The sequence below is a fragment of the Photobacterium kishitanii genome (genome assembly GCF_003026355.1).
In the GTDB taxonomy this organism is placed as follows: domain Bacteria; phylum Pseudomonadota; class Gammaproteobacteria; order Enterobacterales; family Vibrionaceae; genus Photobacterium; species Photobacterium kishitanii.
On sequence record NZ_PYON01000001.1, the window covers coordinates 476,373 to 492,509 of the forward strand.

15 protein-coding genes and 3 tRNA genes are annotated in these 16,137 nt (G+C 36.5%); 2 read left to right on the forward strand and 16 right to left on the reverse strand.

Annotated elements, in window-relative coordinates:
* Positions 1 to 18 precede the first annotated feature (18 nt).
* The 9 genes from ald to C0W29_RS02190 all read right to left on the reverse strand — a co-directional run bounded on the left by ald (position 19) and on the right by C0W29_RS02190 (position 10,077).
* Positions 19 to 1,146 carry an alanine dehydrogenase gene (gene ald, locus C0W29_RS02150; RefSeq protein ID WP_045044979.1) on the reverse strand — a complete coding sequence of 376 codons (1,128 nt, stop codon included), beginning with the start codon at positions 1,144 to 1,146 and terminating at the stop codon, positions 19 to 21.
* 196 nt (positions 1,147 to 1,342) lie between these two features.
* A complete protein-coding gene (locus tag C0W29_RS02155) occupies positions 1,343 to 1,609 on the reverse strand; it encodes a hypothetical protein (protein WP_036794193.1) in 267 nt (88 codons plus the stop codon).
* A gap of 75 nt (positions 1,610 to 1,684) precedes the next feature.
* Positions 1,685 to 2,353 (reverse strand): HAD family hydrolase, encoded by a 669-nt coding sequence (locus tag C0W29_RS02160; RefSeq protein WP_045044978.1) that lies wholly within the window; start codon positions 2,351 to 2,353, stop codon positions 1,685 to 1,687.
* 79 nt (positions 2,354 to 2,432) lie between these two features.
* Positions 2,433 to 5,402 (reverse strand): bifunctional diguanylate cyclase/phosphodiesterase, encoded by a 2,970-nt coding sequence (locus C0W29_RS02165; RefSeq protein ID WP_107174095.1) that lies wholly within the window; start codon positions 5,400 to 5,402, stop codon positions 2,433 to 2,435.
* 185 nt (positions 5,403 to 5,587) lie between these two features.
* Positions 5,588 to 6,820 carry an organoarsenical effux MFS transporter ArsJ gene (arsJ, locus tag C0W29_RS02170; protein WP_045041825.1) on the reverse strand — a complete coding sequence of 411 codons (1,233 nt, stop codon included), beginning with the start codon at positions 6,818 to 6,820 and terminating at the stop codon, positions 5,588 to 5,590.
* Positions 6,821 to 6,861: 41 nt separating this feature from the next.
* Positions 6,862 to 7,860: an ArsJ-associated glyceraldehyde-3-phosphate dehydrogenase gene (locus C0W29_RS02175; protein WP_045044977.1), complete on the reverse strand. Its 999-nt coding sequence runs from the start codon at positions 7,858 to 7,860 to the stop codon at positions 6,862 to 6,864.
* A gap of 171 nt (positions 7,861 to 8,031) precedes the next feature.
* Positions 8,032 to 8,553, reverse strand: a complete 522-nt coding sequence (locus C0W29_RS02180) for a phosphatase domain-containing putative toxin (RefSeq protein WP_045041823.1) — start codon at positions 8,551 to 8,553, stop codon at positions 8,032 to 8,034.
* Positions 8,554 to 8,567: 14 nt separating this feature from the next.
* Positions 8,568 to 9,353, reverse strand: coding sequence for a metalloregulator ArsR/SmtB family transcription factor (locus C0W29_RS02185; RefSeq protein WP_045041822.1), 786 nt, complete (start codon positions 9,351 to 9,353; stop codon positions 8,568 to 8,570).
* A 115-nt stretch (positions 9,354 to 9,468) separates the two neighbouring features.
* On the reverse strand, positions 9,469 to 10,077 hold the full coding sequence (locus tag C0W29_RS02190) for a 2OG-Fe(II) oxygenase (protein WP_036796323.1): 609 nt from the start codon (positions 10,075 to 10,077) through the stop codon (positions 9,469 to 9,471).
* 261 nt (positions 10,078 to 10,338) lie between these two features.
* Between C0W29_RS02190 and C0W29_RS02195 the strand changes: the two genes are divergently transcribed.
* On the forward strand, positions 10,339 to 11,196 hold the full coding sequence (locus C0W29_RS02195) for a DMT family transporter (protein ID WP_045041821.1): 858 nt from the start codon (positions 10,339 to 10,341) through the stop codon (positions 11,194 to 11,196).
* 77 nt (positions 11,197 to 11,273) lie between these two features.
* On the opposite strand, the gene C0W29_RS02200 is transcribed toward C0W29_RS02195, so the two are convergent.
* The 4 genes from C0W29_RS02200 to C0W29_RS02215 all read right to left on the reverse strand — a co-directional run bounded on the left by C0W29_RS02200 (position 11,274) and on the right by C0W29_RS02215 (position 14,133).
* Positions 11,274 to 11,786 (reverse strand): RNA methyltransferase, encoded by a 513-nt coding sequence (locus C0W29_RS02200; protein WP_036794184.1) that lies wholly within the window; start codon positions 11,784 to 11,786, stop codon positions 11,274 to 11,276.
* A 189-nt stretch (positions 11,787 to 11,975) separates the two neighbouring features.
* The gene (locus C0W29_RS02205; RefSeq protein ID WP_045041820.1) at positions 11,976 to 12,476 is read right to left on the reverse strand and encodes a hypothetical protein; all 501 of its coding nucleotides are present in this window, start codon (positions 12,474 to 12,476) and stop codon (positions 11,976 to 11,978) included.
* 159 nt (positions 12,477 to 12,635) lie between these two features.
* Positions 12,636 to 13,691: an ACR3 family arsenite efflux transporter gene (gene arsB / locus C0W29_RS02210; protein ID WP_045041819.1), complete on the reverse strand. Its 1,056-nt coding sequence runs from the start codon at positions 13,689 to 13,691 to the stop codon at positions 12,636 to 12,638.
* A 100-nt stretch (positions 13,692 to 13,791) separates the two neighbouring features.
* Complete coding sequence (locus C0W29_RS02215) at positions 13,792 to 14,133, reverse strand: ArsR/SmtB family transcription factor (RefSeq protein WP_045041818.1); 342 nt, start codon at positions 14,131 to 14,133, stop codon at positions 13,792 to 13,794.
* Positions 14,134 to 14,599: 466 nt separating this feature from the next.
* Here C0W29_RS02215 and C0W29_RS02220 point away from each other — a divergent pair, with 466 nt between their 5' ends.
* On the forward strand, positions 14,600 to 15,556 hold the full coding sequence (locus tag C0W29_RS02220; RefSeq protein ID WP_158260009.1) for a metallophosphoesterase: 957 nt from the start codon (positions 14,600 to 14,602) through the stop codon (positions 15,554 to 15,556).
* 231 nt (positions 15,557 to 15,787) lie between these two features.
* Here C0W29_RS02220 and C0W29_RS02225 read toward each other — a convergent pair.
* From C0W29_RS02225 to C0W29_RS02235, 3 genes are all read right to left on the reverse strand, one after another.
* Positions 15,788 to 15,872, reverse strand: a tRNA-Leu gene (locus C0W29_RS02225).
* Positions 15,873 to 15,891: 19 nt separating this feature from the next.
* A tRNA-Cys gene (locus tag C0W29_RS02230) sits at positions 15,892 to 15,965 on the reverse strand.
* A 52-nt stretch (positions 15,966 to 16,017) separates the two neighbouring features.
* Positions 16,018 to 16,104, reverse strand: a tRNA-Leu gene (locus C0W29_RS02235).
* Between the last annotated feature and the right edge of the window lie 33 nt (positions 16,105 to 16,137).

The following is a 16,137-nucleotide window of genomic DNA, read 5'->3' on the forward strand; positions in this document are numbered from 1 at the left end:
ACTTAAGTCAATTATTATCTAGCCTTCGTGCTCACTTATAGCTTGTTCTGCCGTTATATAAGGATAATCTAATGCTTGAGCAACACTATAATTAGTTACTTGGCCGTAATACACATTTAGACCATTTAACAAATGTTTATTACTCATAAATGCTGTTTTATAGCCGAGATTTGCGAGTTGTAGAATATAAGGTAATGTTGCATTATTAAGCGCAAAAGTCGATGTTCTCGCAACCGCACCTGGCATATTAGCAACACAATAATGCACTACATCATCAATAATATAAGTAGGGTTATCATGAGTAGTTGGATGCGATGTTTCAATACACCCGCCTTGATCAATAGCAACATCAACAATTGCACTACCTGATCTCATACGCTGAATCATATCTTTCGTAACTAATTTTGGTGTTTGTGCTCCAGCAATTAACACACTCCCAATCACAAGATCAGCAGCAAGCACATACTTTTCGATGCTATCATGAGTGGAATAAATACAGGTGACTGTCCCTGAGAATAACTGGTCAAGACGACGTAGTACTTCTAGGCTACGATCGATAATCACTACATTAGCCCGTAAACCAACCGCCATCTGTGCTGCATTCAAGCCTACAACACCACCGCCGATAATCACGACATTCGCTGGCGCTACACCAGGGACACCCGCTAATAATACGCCGCCGCCGCCATGATAGTTTTCAAGTGCAAATGCGCCGGCTTGTAATGCCATTCTCCCTGCAACTTCTGACATAGGAGCAAGTAACGGTAAGTGGCCATTATCATCTGTTACTGTTTCATAGGCGATGCATACTGCCCCACTGTTAATCAAATCTTTCGTTTGCTCTCTATCAGGCGCTAAATGGAGATAAGTAAACAATATTTGTCCTTTGCGTAATAACATCCGTTCTGTTGCTTGTGGCTCTTTAACTTTAACTATCATATCGGCTTGTGCAAAAACAGCTTCTGCTGAAGTGACAATACACGCGCCTACTGCAATATAATCATCATCACTACAGCCAATGCCCACACCAGCATTGGTCTCAACATAAACTGTATGGCCATGTAATACCGCTTCTTTTACTGACGCGGGAACCATGCCAACGCGATACTCGTGAATTTTAATTTCTTTAGGAATACCAATTTTCATCGTTACTTCCTTATCTATCTTCACCAGTTATATATAGACAATAGTTAACAATAATAGATATTTCTCACTATTTTTTACACTCAATCCAGACACTGAAACCTAATATTAACCAAAATACCAAATAATAATTCACAAACAATAGGCATAAAAAAACCGTGACCTTATATCACGGTTTTTTTATAGCTACGGACATGAATTAGATATCATCTTCCCAAGGCATATCAGGTAAAGCCACAAGGTTTTCACGATAACGTTTTAAGTCAAACTTACCGTCATTTTTCATTACATCAAAGACTTCAATAGATAAAGCACAAGCGATCATCTGAACCGCTTCGTCACGAGCGGTACCTGTCATCATTAAGCGCATTAAGGTTTCTTTAACCACTAATGGATTACCGTCAGCTAGCTGATTCTCCACTGTCTCAACTAGCATATCACCAGTCATGATTTCTTCGTTTTCCATCATAAACCTATTCGAGTTATTTCAATCAAGCGTAATTTAGCATAACGTATAACGACTGCAAAATAATTGCCTGCTCTATGCCAAACCAAACAATAATTTGTCTTTAAAAAGCAAATCTAACAGAGGTTTTGCAGCAACCATTGAAGCAAATGTATGATCAGCATCGGTATCTTTTAATGAAGGATGCTCATTAATCAGTAAGCAACAAATCTCAGCATTTTTAGCTGATTGCAATCCAGTACGACTGTCTTCAACAGCAACAACTTGGTGTGATTGAACCTTCATTGCTTGGCAAGCATGTAAATACACGTCAGGTGATGGTTTATTATTTACCACCTCATAGCCACTAAACACCTGCTCAAATAAATCGAACCAACCATGTTGCTTTAATACGCCTTCAACATAATCACGCGGTGCACCTGTCACAACAGCCATTGGAACTTTTCCAAAAAAATCTTTAAGTAGCACATCAACACCAGGCAATGCAGGAATTCCATGCTGCCGAATCTTAGCTTCTGTTAAAGCTTCCATATCTGTTGTAATGGTCACAACATCAACACTCAGCTGGTAGCTATCAATAAAATGCTTAGCTATCTTTGGCCATGTAACGCCAGCATAATATTCAATAAAATCAGCAGCTGTCAGCGTAACACCGTAGGTTGCTAAATAGGCACTCCAGTTATCAGCATGAAACGTTTCAGAATCAACTAATGTGCCGTCAAAATCAAAAAAAAGAGTTTGCATTACTTACCAAATAACATTGTATAAAATAAAGAACTTCACTTATAACATTTCAATTTTACGAATAAAAGTAATGATATATTTACTGTAGGAGCTTGGTATCGATATTATCTATACTTATATCGCCATTACGTGCTTTAAGTATCATAATAGCATCATCAATTGCGACTGCTGGACTATAATAATAACCTTGAATATAGTGACAAGACATTGATGACAAAATATCTAATTGTGCTTGTGTTTCAACCCCTTCAGCGACAACCTCAACATTTAATTTACAACTTAGGTCAATCACCAGTGATACCAACATTTGGCTTTCTTTACTATGCTCAATATCAACAATAAAACTGCGATCAATCTTAATAATGTCAGGTTTTATATCAATAATTGCAGCTAATGATGAATACCCCGTACCAAAATCATCTAATGAGATTGCAATCCCTCGCTCTCTAAATGCAGCTAGAATCTCAAGAATATTTTTACCATCATCAAGTGCTGTTGACTCTGTTATTTCAATCATGATTGCACTATAGGGTAAATTGTAGTTATTTATTATCTCAAAAATATATTCTTGATTATGTTGTGAAAACTCTTTCACCGAATGATTAATAGAAAAAATAACATCTCTAAAACCACAACGATGAATACGATCTAAATCGGCACAAGCTTTTTCAAAAACTTGCTGGCCTAACATACCAATTAAACCATAACGTTCAGCAATTGGAATAAAAACACTTGGAGGAATGAAACCATCATGTTCATCATACCATCGTGCTAGTGCCTCAAATTTACACACTGTTCCCGTTTTATTATCAATAATCGGTTGATAATAAACTGATATTTTTTTGTCTTTGATAGCATGTTTTAATTTATCGCGTAATTTTAACTTACGAATATATTCATGTTGTAATTGTTGGTCATAAACACAAACACCATTTCGACCTAACCACTTTTGCTCATACATTGCATAATCTGCATTTTTTAATAATGCTTGATGCGTCGTCCCACTTTCAGGATATGATGATATACCAATACTGATCGTTAGATTTATCTCAATCTCATTACACTTTATTGGCTTTGAGATGATATCGACCAATTTGGCTGCAATATTTTGGGCGTAATTAACATCTTTGTCTTTAATCAATACCGCATACTCATCGCCGCCATAGCGACAAATAAGACTATGCTCACACACTGTATCTCTAAGAATAGAGGCAACTTCTTTTAAAACATTATCGCCAAAGTCGTGGCCATAAAGATCATTAAATATTTTGAAATCGTCAAGATCAATAAATAACAGAGAGCATACAGAAGTAGATGAAATATCTTCAATATTATTATTTATTTTTGCTATCTGTTTTTCAACTTTTTCAATAAATCGACGGCGGTTCATTAATCCCGTTAGCATATCGTTGTCAGCTAATAATCTTAATTTTTTCTCAGTTTGCTTTCTGGAACTAATATCATGAAATACACCGACATAATTAATAACATTATGATCATCTTCAATTTTATTAATCGTCATTTCTTCTGGATAAATAACACCGTCACTACGCCGATTATGCAGTTGTCCTTGCCATGCTCCAGTCGTTTCAAGGCTATGCCACATTTGCTGATAAAATTCTAAATTATGGTAGCCAGATGCTAATATACGAGGATTTTTACCTATAATATCTGCATGATTATAACCAGTAACTGTTTCAAAGGCTTTGTTAACTGATATTATATTATTATCTTGATCGGTAATAACAATACATTCAGAGGTATTATCAAACACTGTTTTTGCAAGTGTTAATTTTTGTGCAGCTAACACCGTAGCGGTTATATCAATCAATACACCAACAATACTATCACTACGATTACTATTATTTGATTCTATGATATTGCCTTTGCAATTAAACCAACGGCATACTGTGTGTTTGTTTTTGGGTTGTAATCTAAACTCTACATCGATGGATATTGCATCACCATTACGTAATTTTGAAAAAGACTCAATAACGGCTAGTCGATCATCTTTATGAACCATTGCTAACCAATCATTAATATTATTAACACTACCTTTACTAACCGATAACATTTCCCAGAACTTAGGTGATGTTATTAACTTTTGCGTTTCTAAATTATATTCCCATATACCTTCAGCAACGGCATTATAAGTCATTGTTAATTTATTTGATGCTTGACTCAACTTATTGGAAATATGATAGAAATCAGTGATATCTTGTAAAATACCTTTAATTAATGTCGCCACACCATTTATATCTCGAAGAATATGGCAGTGTTCTCGCAGATATTTAACATCTCCTTCAGATAAAACAATACGATATATAATGCTATAACTCATATTCGTGCTATTTATCATTTCATCTTTTAGTTCAGAAACTCTGACACGATCATCTGGATGAATAAAGTCATTAATAACGTCATTATTAGGTACAAAAGTATCAATATCACATTGAAAAATACGATAAATCTCTCGACTCCAATAATAACAATTTATCACTAAGTCTAACTGCCAATTACCCAACTTAGCTTCTTGTTGACACTCTTCCATTTCCCGAAGTAATTTTTTCTGTGATGACAATAGTGCAAGATACTCTACGTCTGAACCAAGAATATCGCCAAGAACGTCACACCACTCTCCATGTAAGTCTTTAGAGAATAAACTGGAAGATTCAAATAAACATCCAATAACGCCAATGACTTCCCCTCGACGAGAAAATATGGGTAATCCTAAATAATATTGAAATAACTGAGAAGTAATTATCTGATTAAATGGGTATATCTGAGATATATTTTTAGAAAAATAGCAAGGCTTACCAGATAATATCATTTTCTCACAAAGTGTATTATCAATAGAATAAGTAAATATTGTATTTGAGACATGACCATCAATATAATAGGCTAATGATGTCGCTTTATGATGCATCTTATCGAAGTAAGCAATATAACAATGTGCCGGCTTAAACATATCGTAAACACTATGAAGAGCTTCTTGTATAAACTCACGACCATAGCTATTTCTTTTTAGGGCTTTTAGTGTTGTAACCATAAGTAATCAGCGGCCTAAGCAATATATCTAGACAAATAATTATCTTTGATACAATATTAAAATAAGGATTGTACAATATACCGTACATCGTAGTTTAATTAAAGAACACCTCTATTGATAAATATCGTTATTGAATATCTTTTGATAAATATCACTTTCGCCCTAAAAGCCCCTATTAAATGTGTTTAAACCGACACAATTCTAGTATTTTTACGCGGTAGCCATAATGAAATAATCGTCGTTAGTACAATAAAAGCAAACGCAATCCATATGCACATAGATAATCCATAAAGTTGATAAACCGCACCAGAAAGTAATGTCCCGATTAAGCGTCCCATTGCATTAGCCATGTAATAAAAGCCAACATCTAAACTTACACCATCGTCTTTAGCATAACTGACTATTAAATAAGAATGTAATGAGGAGTTAATAGCAAAAATAGCGCCAAAAATCATTAATCCAAGAATAATAATTAATTGAGGGTACCAGTTAAGTTGTAATGCTAATGCAATTCCACCAGTCACAGCAGCTAATACACTGGCCCATAATAAAGCTGCCCGTCCATCAGGTATAATACCTTCAGCCTTACCGGTAATTTTAGGGGCAATACTTTGTACTAAACCATAACCAATAACCCAAACAGCCAGAAAACTACCAACAAGTAAATAATCCCAACCAAAGACTTGGCCTAAGTACAAAGGTAACGCAATCACAAACCACACATCGCGCGCACCAAAGAGAAACATTCTTGCGGCTGAAAGTATATTAATACTACGGCTTTTTGAAAAAATTTGGCTAAATTTTATCTTATTCTTAGCTTTACCTAAGTCTTTATCAAGCCACAATAAACTGCATATGAACACGCTGCTCAATACACAAGCCATCGCGACAACCGCACCTTGGAACCCAATTAACGTTAATAATGCCCCACCTAAAAAGAACCCAACACCTTTTAGAGCATTCTTTGAACCCGTCAGCAATGCAATCCATTTATACAACGAACTTTGTTGATCATTGGGTACTAACGTTTTAATCGCACTTTTAGCACTCATTTTATTTAGATCTTTTGCTATACCAGATAATGCTTGTGCAAACATCACCCATATAACCGTTAAATTCGCTGATGGTACAGCAAGCATTAACAATGCAACAACCTGCATGAATAAACCGATATTCATGGTACGGTTCAAGCCTAGTCGCGCTCCAAGCCAACCACCAATTAGATTAGTTACTACCCCAAAAAATTCATAAAACAGAAATAATGATGCGATTTCTAATGGGCTATAACCTAGTTGGTGAAAATGCAATACCACCAACATCCGCAATGCGCCATCAGTCAAAGTGAAGTTCCAATAATTGAACGTCACTAACATATATTGGCGCACGCCACTGGGCAGTTGACTCAGTTTTGCTAACATAAAATACTCACTTACCTACTAACAATATTGATTACTAAAAATTAACAACCGACTTTACGAATTAATTCCGCAGTTCGCGTGGCATAGCCCATTTCGTTGTCATACCACGCATAAATCTTCACCATCCGTTGATTAACCACCATCGTTGATAGCGCATCAATGATGGTTGAACGTTGATCGCCACGGTAATCAACTGACACTAAAGGTCTTACTTCAAAACCTAAAATACCTCTCAGTTCTGTTTCAGATGCTGTTTTCAATAATTGGTTAACTTCATCAATAGAAGTGTCACGATCGACATCAAAAATAATATCCGTCAGTGATGCATTAGCTAAGGGGACACGTACAGCATGACCATCAATTTTACCGGCTAGATCTGGGAAAATGTCTACAATCGCTTTAGCAGACCCCGTCGTTGTTGGTATTAAACTCATACCGCACGCGCGAGCACGACGTAGATCTTTATGCGGTGCATCTAAAATAGTTTGGGTATTGGTTAAATTATGAATAGTTGTAAATGAAGCCTGCTTAATACCAAGATGTTCATGGATGACTTTAACAACCGGTGCAATACAGTTGGTAGTACAAGATGCTGCAGTAACAATACGGTGTTTTTCAGCATTAAATAAATGATCATTAACACCGACGACAACATTCAATACCCCCTCTCCTTTCACTGGCGCAGAAACGACAACACGCTTTACGCCTTGTTGTAAGTATTGATTAAGATATTGAGTATCACGGTGAGCACCCGTTGCTTCTAATACGACATCACAACCAGACCAATCAACATCTTTGATTTTCGATTGTTGGCAATAATCAATCGATTGGCCATCAATCACTATTTGACCATTATCAACAGTAACCGCATGTGACCAGCGTCCTTGAATAGAGTCAAATTCAAGTAGGTGAGCCAATGTATTAACATCACCAGCAACATCATTAATTAATACAAACTCAATTTCAGGCCAATCAAACGCAGCCCGTAATGCTAAGCGACCAATACGACCAAATCCATTAATTCCAACTTTAATTGCCATCGTCATCTCCTTGTTGTGAACAGTCAGTATATTCGATAATCCATATATATGGAATATCGAATATATCAGTCACAAAAAAGAAAATAAACTTTTTTCTATTAAATAATTTTAAGAATGCTTAAAGTAAAAAACCCCGCATCAGCGAGGTTTATGATAAATTCTTATTGGCAATTAATGCCCCGCAGTGTCATTCCACTGGGCAATATAATCGATATGTGGCTGACGCGTAAAAGCAGCTGGCCGTTGTGCCTGAATCGCTGCAATTGTCTCTTCAAAAGGATTACCACGAGCAAGTAAAATACGTGCAGCTAATAATCCTGTACGACCTGATCCGCCCTTACAATGCGCAACGACAAACTCACCATTATTAAGTGCTATTTGCGCCGCATCATTAGCACGTTGCCACTTAGGTTCAAATTCAGCGGTAGGGGCACAGTCATCTTCAATAGGTACATGAAACCATTGCATACCTAATAATTTACACGCTTCGGCTAATAATTCGACACCTTGATCAGGTAAATCACCATCTTCTAATGCGGTTAATACTACCGTTGCTCCTGCTGCTTTCAGCTGACGCAAGCTCGTGATTGCATTAACTCCTTTTGTTCCAGGACATGGTGTTAATAGTAAACCACCTTTTGTAGGGGTAGCTTCATTTAATGGCAGTGTCCAAACGGGATGTTGATTATCCATAACTGTAACAACTCCTACTCTTTTATAACGTTAATTAATTGTGGTATTTTTCTATTTTTTATTGCGCTTAAACGTATTTTTTCTTGATTAATCAATGCAGGTTGCCCATTACGTACCGTATCGAACGTATGGCGAATCCATAATGGTAAATCAGAAGGAAAATGATAAAAAACCCATACACCTTCACGTTGATCATGTAATACACCACTGTCACGTAATAATGCTAAATGACGAGAAACTTTAGGCTGACTAACCTGCAATGCTTTGGTTAAATCCCCTACAGATAAAGCAAGTTCATCATGAATCAGCATCAAAATACGTAATCGTAATGGATCACTCATTATTTTAAATAATTCAACCGCACCAATAGTATCTGATTGGTTATCACCATTAAGCATTAAAAATAATGCTATCTTAGCTTTTAAACCATCAAAGACATCATAGAACCCTTGAGCCCCTGATTGTGGCTTAGGATCTTTAAAATCCCAGTGAATTAACGCATCAGAATCAGGAAAGAGTGCACATTCTTTACTGGCTTTATCGCATAACGTTATCACAACATCAAAATGTTGAGTTTGGAAGCTTGATGCTGAAACACTGGTTAAATTATCCGAATTAATATTATGATAATTAAGTACTTCATATACTCGAGGATCAACACTTTCAGGTGCCATCCCCGCGCTCATTATTTCAAATTGGCCAATGGTGGCTGCACTGTCTCGGCACATATGTCGCATCAAAGCTTCTGCAAGTTGCGAACGAGCGGAGTTACCAGTACAAAGAAACAAAATACGTTTCACAGTACACCTTCTTAATAACCGTTGGAAACAACATCATATACGACAAAGCATATATAACAACCTCAACTGTTAAAAAAGTGCCTCTTCTTGATTAGATTATTTATTTAACTCTATATTAACGAGCGATATCTAATTGATTACCACTCACACCGTTAGTTCTAAACCAACCAGCGATACTAAAACGTTGCTGTGTGACAGGTAGTACTTCATGTGGAAACAATTCAGATAAGAACACCACTAACCGACCCGCTTTCGGATCTAAAGTTGCTAATTCGTTATCGTCTAAATCATACATTTTAATACGACCACCATGTTCTGGTTGCCAATCATTATTGAGATAAAATACCGTCGTTAATTTACGGTTTTCTTGGCCACGAAAACAATCTAAATGCTTTTGATAAAAATCACCTTGCTCATATTTAGCAAAGTGCGCTTCATACTCAAATAAACCTAAGAAAAGATGACGATTAACTTCCATACGAATCTCGTCCATACGTTGTAAAAAGTCAGTAACAGGCTGGCCCATATCAGATGATAACCATTGAATTTTATCACTTCTGATCGCTTTTTTAGTCATATATTCATCATTACGACCGATGCCTGCTTGACTCCAGTCTGCTGGAATACATGCTTTTAGTTCAATGACTTCATCCTGAGTTAAAAAATCATCCCAAACAAACCACCCCTGGGTAAATAAAGCATCAATAAGTTTGCCGTCGTTCATAATCATTCTAATCCGAAAGAAAAAAACGTTATAAGGGCAGACACATCTTACGACAAATCACAAAAATCATCATAACTATGAAATTTTTTTCTTAAATAGACTATGACATATACAATATTAGATTCAGCAGTTGATTAATCCAAACAGATAGTGATTAATACGATATAAACATAAAGTTTATTAAACGCTCATCACGTATTCGACAAAAAATATTGATTAATACGTTAATTTACTGGTTTAAATTTATGGGAAACCTTTGTTATGAGCGATAAAAATCGCGGATTATTATTGGCTTTTATTGGCATAATGATACTGAGCTTTGATAGCTTATTTGTAAAATTATCCGATTCCAGTGCATGGAATGTACTTTTTTGGCGCGGTGCATTTCAATGTATCGTGCTTGTGATAGTTCAACTGCTTTATAATCGGAAGCAATTTACAGCTGAAATCTCACGTCCTTCTTTATCACTTTTAGGATTAGGCTTTATTTTTGCAGCCTCAACAGTCTGTTTTATTGAGTCATTACATTACACCCAAGTAGCAAGTACACTGGTTATTATCAATACCGCACCTTTCTTTACTGCTATTTTAGGTTTCTTAATCTTAAAAGAAAAATTGAAATGGCCAACATTACTGGCTATCGGTGTCGCTACCAGTGGTATTTGGATTATCTTTGCTTTTGCTCCTGCTGGCGGACAATGGGTAGGTAATCTACTCGCATTAATTACCGCATTAGCAACCGCAATCTATTTAGTTGCTATGCGTAAAACTAAAGGTGAGCAAGCCGTAAATATATTGATTGTGGCCGGATTTATGATCGCTGTATTTGCTTATATCAAAGGTGCTCAACCTTTTTCGCTATCACACATTCAAATGATCTACCTTCTAATATTAGGTGGTGTCATCGTACCTGGTTCTTATCTGTGTATCTCAAAGTCAACTGCCTATATTCCAGCAGCTCAAACAAGCTTAATTTTGCTGATGGAAATTTTATTAGGGCCTTTATATGTATTTTTAGTGATTGGAGAACAACCATCTTTAAATGATATTTTAGGTGGCGCAATTATCTTAGTGACATTGGGGATCTATACTGTGTGGGATATTAAGCAGTCGGCGTAATATATAAAACACCATAATCAAATTACCGCCGTTCGTATTTACAACGGCGATAATCTATCGAACTTTTTATAACAATATTATTTAACACTTACACGTAGGTTATTTTTATTATCGCGATTTTGGCGAATATGTTCATCACTCTGCGTAATATTTTCTTGTTTTGCAAGACGATCATATAAAACAACATTTACTGATGCGGCTAAGTTCATGCAACCTACAGTGGGTACATAAACAACATGATCTGCTCTATCTGCCACATCTTGTGAAATTGAACCATCTTCAGGCCCAAAAATATAAATCGCTTTTTCTGGATGTTGAAAATGTGGTAATAATGTTGCTCCTTCTGCAAAATCAACACAAACAATCTTCATATCTTGTGGCAGATCATCAAGCATTGATTCAACACCAGACAATGGAATAGTCTGCGCCACTTTCTTAGTATCTGTCTGAAACTTTGCAGCTTTATCGTAACGGGTTCCCGTATAAATAACAGCATCGGCTTTATAACAACCAGCAGCTCTGAGCACAGCACCGATATTGGTTGGACTTTTAGGATTACTTAATCCAATGATGACTGATGCATCTTTCATGTCAGGAATACCTTATTTTTTAGCTTAACCACAAATATAAATAAGGGATCATTATACTGAAATTGCCACTTTACAGAAAGAAGTAACAAAATTTAGCGTTATGATAACCGTTAGATTAGGGCTTTATAGTGTATGAGCCTTAATAAAGGTAGTGTGCCTAACACCACCTTATACCATCAAAACTAACGGCTAAATTTCAGTATTATCTATCAACCGCTTAAACAGCCAGCCTTGTGCTAAGCTATCTATTGTTTGTTGTATCGATTCATCTATAGCTTGGGCTTCTTCCCCACTATACATATCAAGGATGGTAGTAAAAAACGGCAGATATGGAATAGTTGATATATAAAGTTTATTACTCTCAGGCTCTACTTTTACTTCAATATCATAAGCCTTTAAATTACGAGACTCTTTATCGATAATATGTACCAAATTAAAACGAATGGTATCAGGATCTTTGTCATCGATAGTCGCACGATACCCGACGAGCTTGTCACTATCTCCCATCGAATGATACTGTCCTTCAGCAAGATCTACCCCCTCTTCTATCAACATTGCTAACATGTCTGCACGCTCAAAAGACACATCCGTTACAAATGATGATTCGTCAGAAAAGTCTTCAATAGAACCATCTTCAATATCGTCATCAAATATAGATCGGGTATAAGTTGTTACGACATGATTTGTCATACTTGCAGTCCTAATGTTCGGTTTATTATAAATAAAGTAAGAGAGAAGATAGGGTTATACGGGATTACATTTTATCTGCAACACAAATTATAAAATCCATCAATAAACCCACTGATTCTTCTCTCTGCATTATTTCAATATACCCTTTATTTTAAAGACTTACGGGTAGTATTTTTGTTTCATTTTCAGCGCAACATTCACTAAAGCAATTAACACAGGCACTTCAACCAAAGGCCCTATTACACCCGCAAATGCTTGATCTGAATTCAATCCAAACACTGAGATAGATACTGCAATCGCTAACTCGAAATTGTTCCCTGTCGCTGTAAAGGCAATAGAGGCATTCTTGTCATAAGGAATACCCATTCTCTTACCAGCAAAGAAACTAATAAAAAACATTAAAACAAAGTAAATAACGAGTGGTACAGCAACACGAAAAACATCCATTGGTAAGGCTAAAATCATATCGCCTTTAAGACTAAACATCAGCACAATAGTTGCTAGTAGCGCAATGAGTGTTATCGGTGAAATACGAGGAATAAAGACCTCGTTATACCAACGCTCACCTTTCTTAGCGACAAGCCACTTACGGCTAACAAAACCAGCAAGAAAAGGAATACCAAGATAAATCAACACACTTTCTGCGATATCAATAATAGATATATTAATAGCAAAACCCTGATAACCAAATAATGGTGGCAATACAGTAATAAACAACCACGCCATAATACTGTAAGTCAAAATTTGAAATGCACTGTTTAATGCAACCAATGTAGCGCCATACTCTTTATTTCCGCCACCAATATCATTCCAGACTAATACCATCGCAATACAACGAGCCAAACCAATCAAAATAATACCGACCATATAGCCAGGATGATCGCCGAGAAATATGAGTGCAAGGGTGAACATTAAGATCGGACCGATAATCCAATTCATAATCAAAGATAACGTAAGAGCTTGCTTATCTTTGGTCACACTCCCCATTAAGCTGTAATTCACTTTAGCAAGAGGAGGATACATCATAAGAATTAAACCAATCGCAAGGGGTACATTAGTACTACCAACAGACATCGCCTCATTCCATAGTGCGACTTCAGGGAAAACGGCCCCAATACCAACACCAATGATCATTGCAATAAAGATCCAGACCGTTAAGTAACGGTCGAGAAAACGCATTTTATTATTAGAATGCTTTAAAACTTCAGTCGCCATAGTAACTTTCCACCCCGTTAATCATTAATCGTTAATCGTCGAATTACGATTAGTATTCATAAATTAGTCCAATTTTACTTACAAAACCTTTAATTAAAAATTAAGACAAGAAATCTGAGAATTTAGTGTTGAACTTGTTGAGCGCTTCACGATTAATGCGATAACACACTTTAGGAGGGTTTGGCTCTGCTGTAATAAAATTAGCTTGCTTTAATATACGTAAGTGTTCAGAAACAGTCGATTGCGCTAAACCTAACTCAGAAACAAAATCACTGTTCAAACAACCATCCATCGCGTCTAAAGTATGCAAAATATGCAGAATGCGCAAACGAGCTGGGTGTGATAATGCTTTAGCTTGAGCGGCTAAAATCTGTTCATCATTAAGTTGTTGGTCTGTTGCTACAAAAGAAATACGGGAAGAATCAGAGCATTTATTATTCATTTGTTTATACCAAAATCGCTTATCGTCGATTAACGATACTAGATATTCAACTATGATGCAAAATAAATTAACATCGAATCTTTCAAATTCGAACAGCCTTTAGTAAAAAAACCGCCCATAAAAGCATACTCTCAACGGTATATTTAGCTAAAATACTAGCAATACTGTATTAAGATAATACTTACTTTATAGGATTAATTCATTGAATTTTGTTTTGGATAATATCGGCACAATAACGTTATTTTTATTAGTGTTTACTGTTGTTGTTAGTTGGTTATTTCGCTCTAAAGAGTTTGCCATCATTAGAGGCGTTATTTTAACGGTTTATAGTTTAGTTTTTGTTACTATATTTGACACCTTGGTTAGTTTCATCCCTCCTTTGCTTATATTGTTGTTATATAGTTTAGTATTTATAGACACCTTGCTTCTTATTCGACCAAAGATGCAACCTTTTTGGGTTCGCGTTGTGATAAATTGGCCTGGACAATGGTTTTTAGGTGCAACAATAATCGCATTTCCTTGGGCACTATGGTTACTATTTTTTAACAGTGCTGATTTTTTGTATATCCCTTATATACTTGGTTTAATCGGTATATTACAAAATTTCCGTATTTCTGAAGAATGTATTGTTATCGATCTCAATGATAACGCACAGCCATCACAACTGAGTCGCCTAGAGTTAGCGCCACCAAGTTCAAATAATAACGACACACTGCAGATTATCCAGTTAACCGATCCGCATTTAGGCCCATATATGTCGGTTGCCCGTCTTCAACATATTTGTAAAAACGCAGTCGATAAACAACCGGATCTTATTTTATTAACGGGCGACTTTTTGACCATGGAGTCAAAAAGCTCTGTACAAATACTGTCGCAATCACTCCAGCCATTAAAAGACTATAGCGGCAAAGTATTCGCTTGTATGGGTAACCATGATTACGAAGCACCAGAAATAGTAAAGACAGCCTTGGCTAACAATAATATTACTTTGTTGATAGATGAAGCGCAGATAGTACAAACTCAACTTGGCCCAGTTGAAGTTATTGGCTTTGATTCTCACGCTAAAGATAGAAAACTTAAACTCAGCAAAGCAATTAAAAGCTTACCGAATGAAAAGAATATCATCGCAAGTATTGCTATGCTGCATGATCCAACTCACCTTTCAGATCTACCTCTAATGAACCACCCTATTGATTTATACTTAAGTGGTCATACACATGGTGGCCTTATGGGATTAGTCAGTTTAGGATTAAAAACGACGGTAATTAGTCTATTTTCAAAATCACCAGATCATGGCTTATGGGGAATTGATAATACCAAGTTATACGTCCATCGAGGTACAGGCCATTATGGTTTTCCTTTTCGATTAGGCGTACCAACAGAGCATAGTGTTATCAAGGTTAAATTAAAGAAATCAAAATAATAGTGATAGTAATAGTACAGTGATAATTTAGGCTTCGATTCACTGTGCTATTACTGCCATCAAGTCATCACCATCAGATAAGTTGTTAGCATAAATATGAGCAGCAACAGCCGTTTTACGAAGTAGTTTTAACAGAATAGGACAGGAAGTTGACCAGAAAAAGACAGGATTAATCTAATGAATAGAAACAAAAAAAGCCCCACTCTTTCGAATGAGGCTTTCTCTTGAAAATGGTGCCCGAGGACGGACTTGAACCGTCACTCCCGAAGGAAACGGATTTTGAATCCGTCGTGTATACCAATTTCACCACTCGGGCTTATATTCTCATAAGAGAATGGAGGCGCGTCCCGGAGTCGAACCGAGGTACACGGATTTGCAATCCGCTGCATAGCCACTCTGCCAACGCGCCAACGTTGCTAGATTTCTCTAGGCTGCTGTTAATTACTTAACAACCAAATAGATGGTGCCCCGGGCCGGACTTGAACCGGCACAGCGCGAACGCCGAGGGATTTTAAATCCCTTGTGTCTACCAATTCCACCACCAGGGCACGCAATTTCTTGCGATGGGTAAGACACCATCT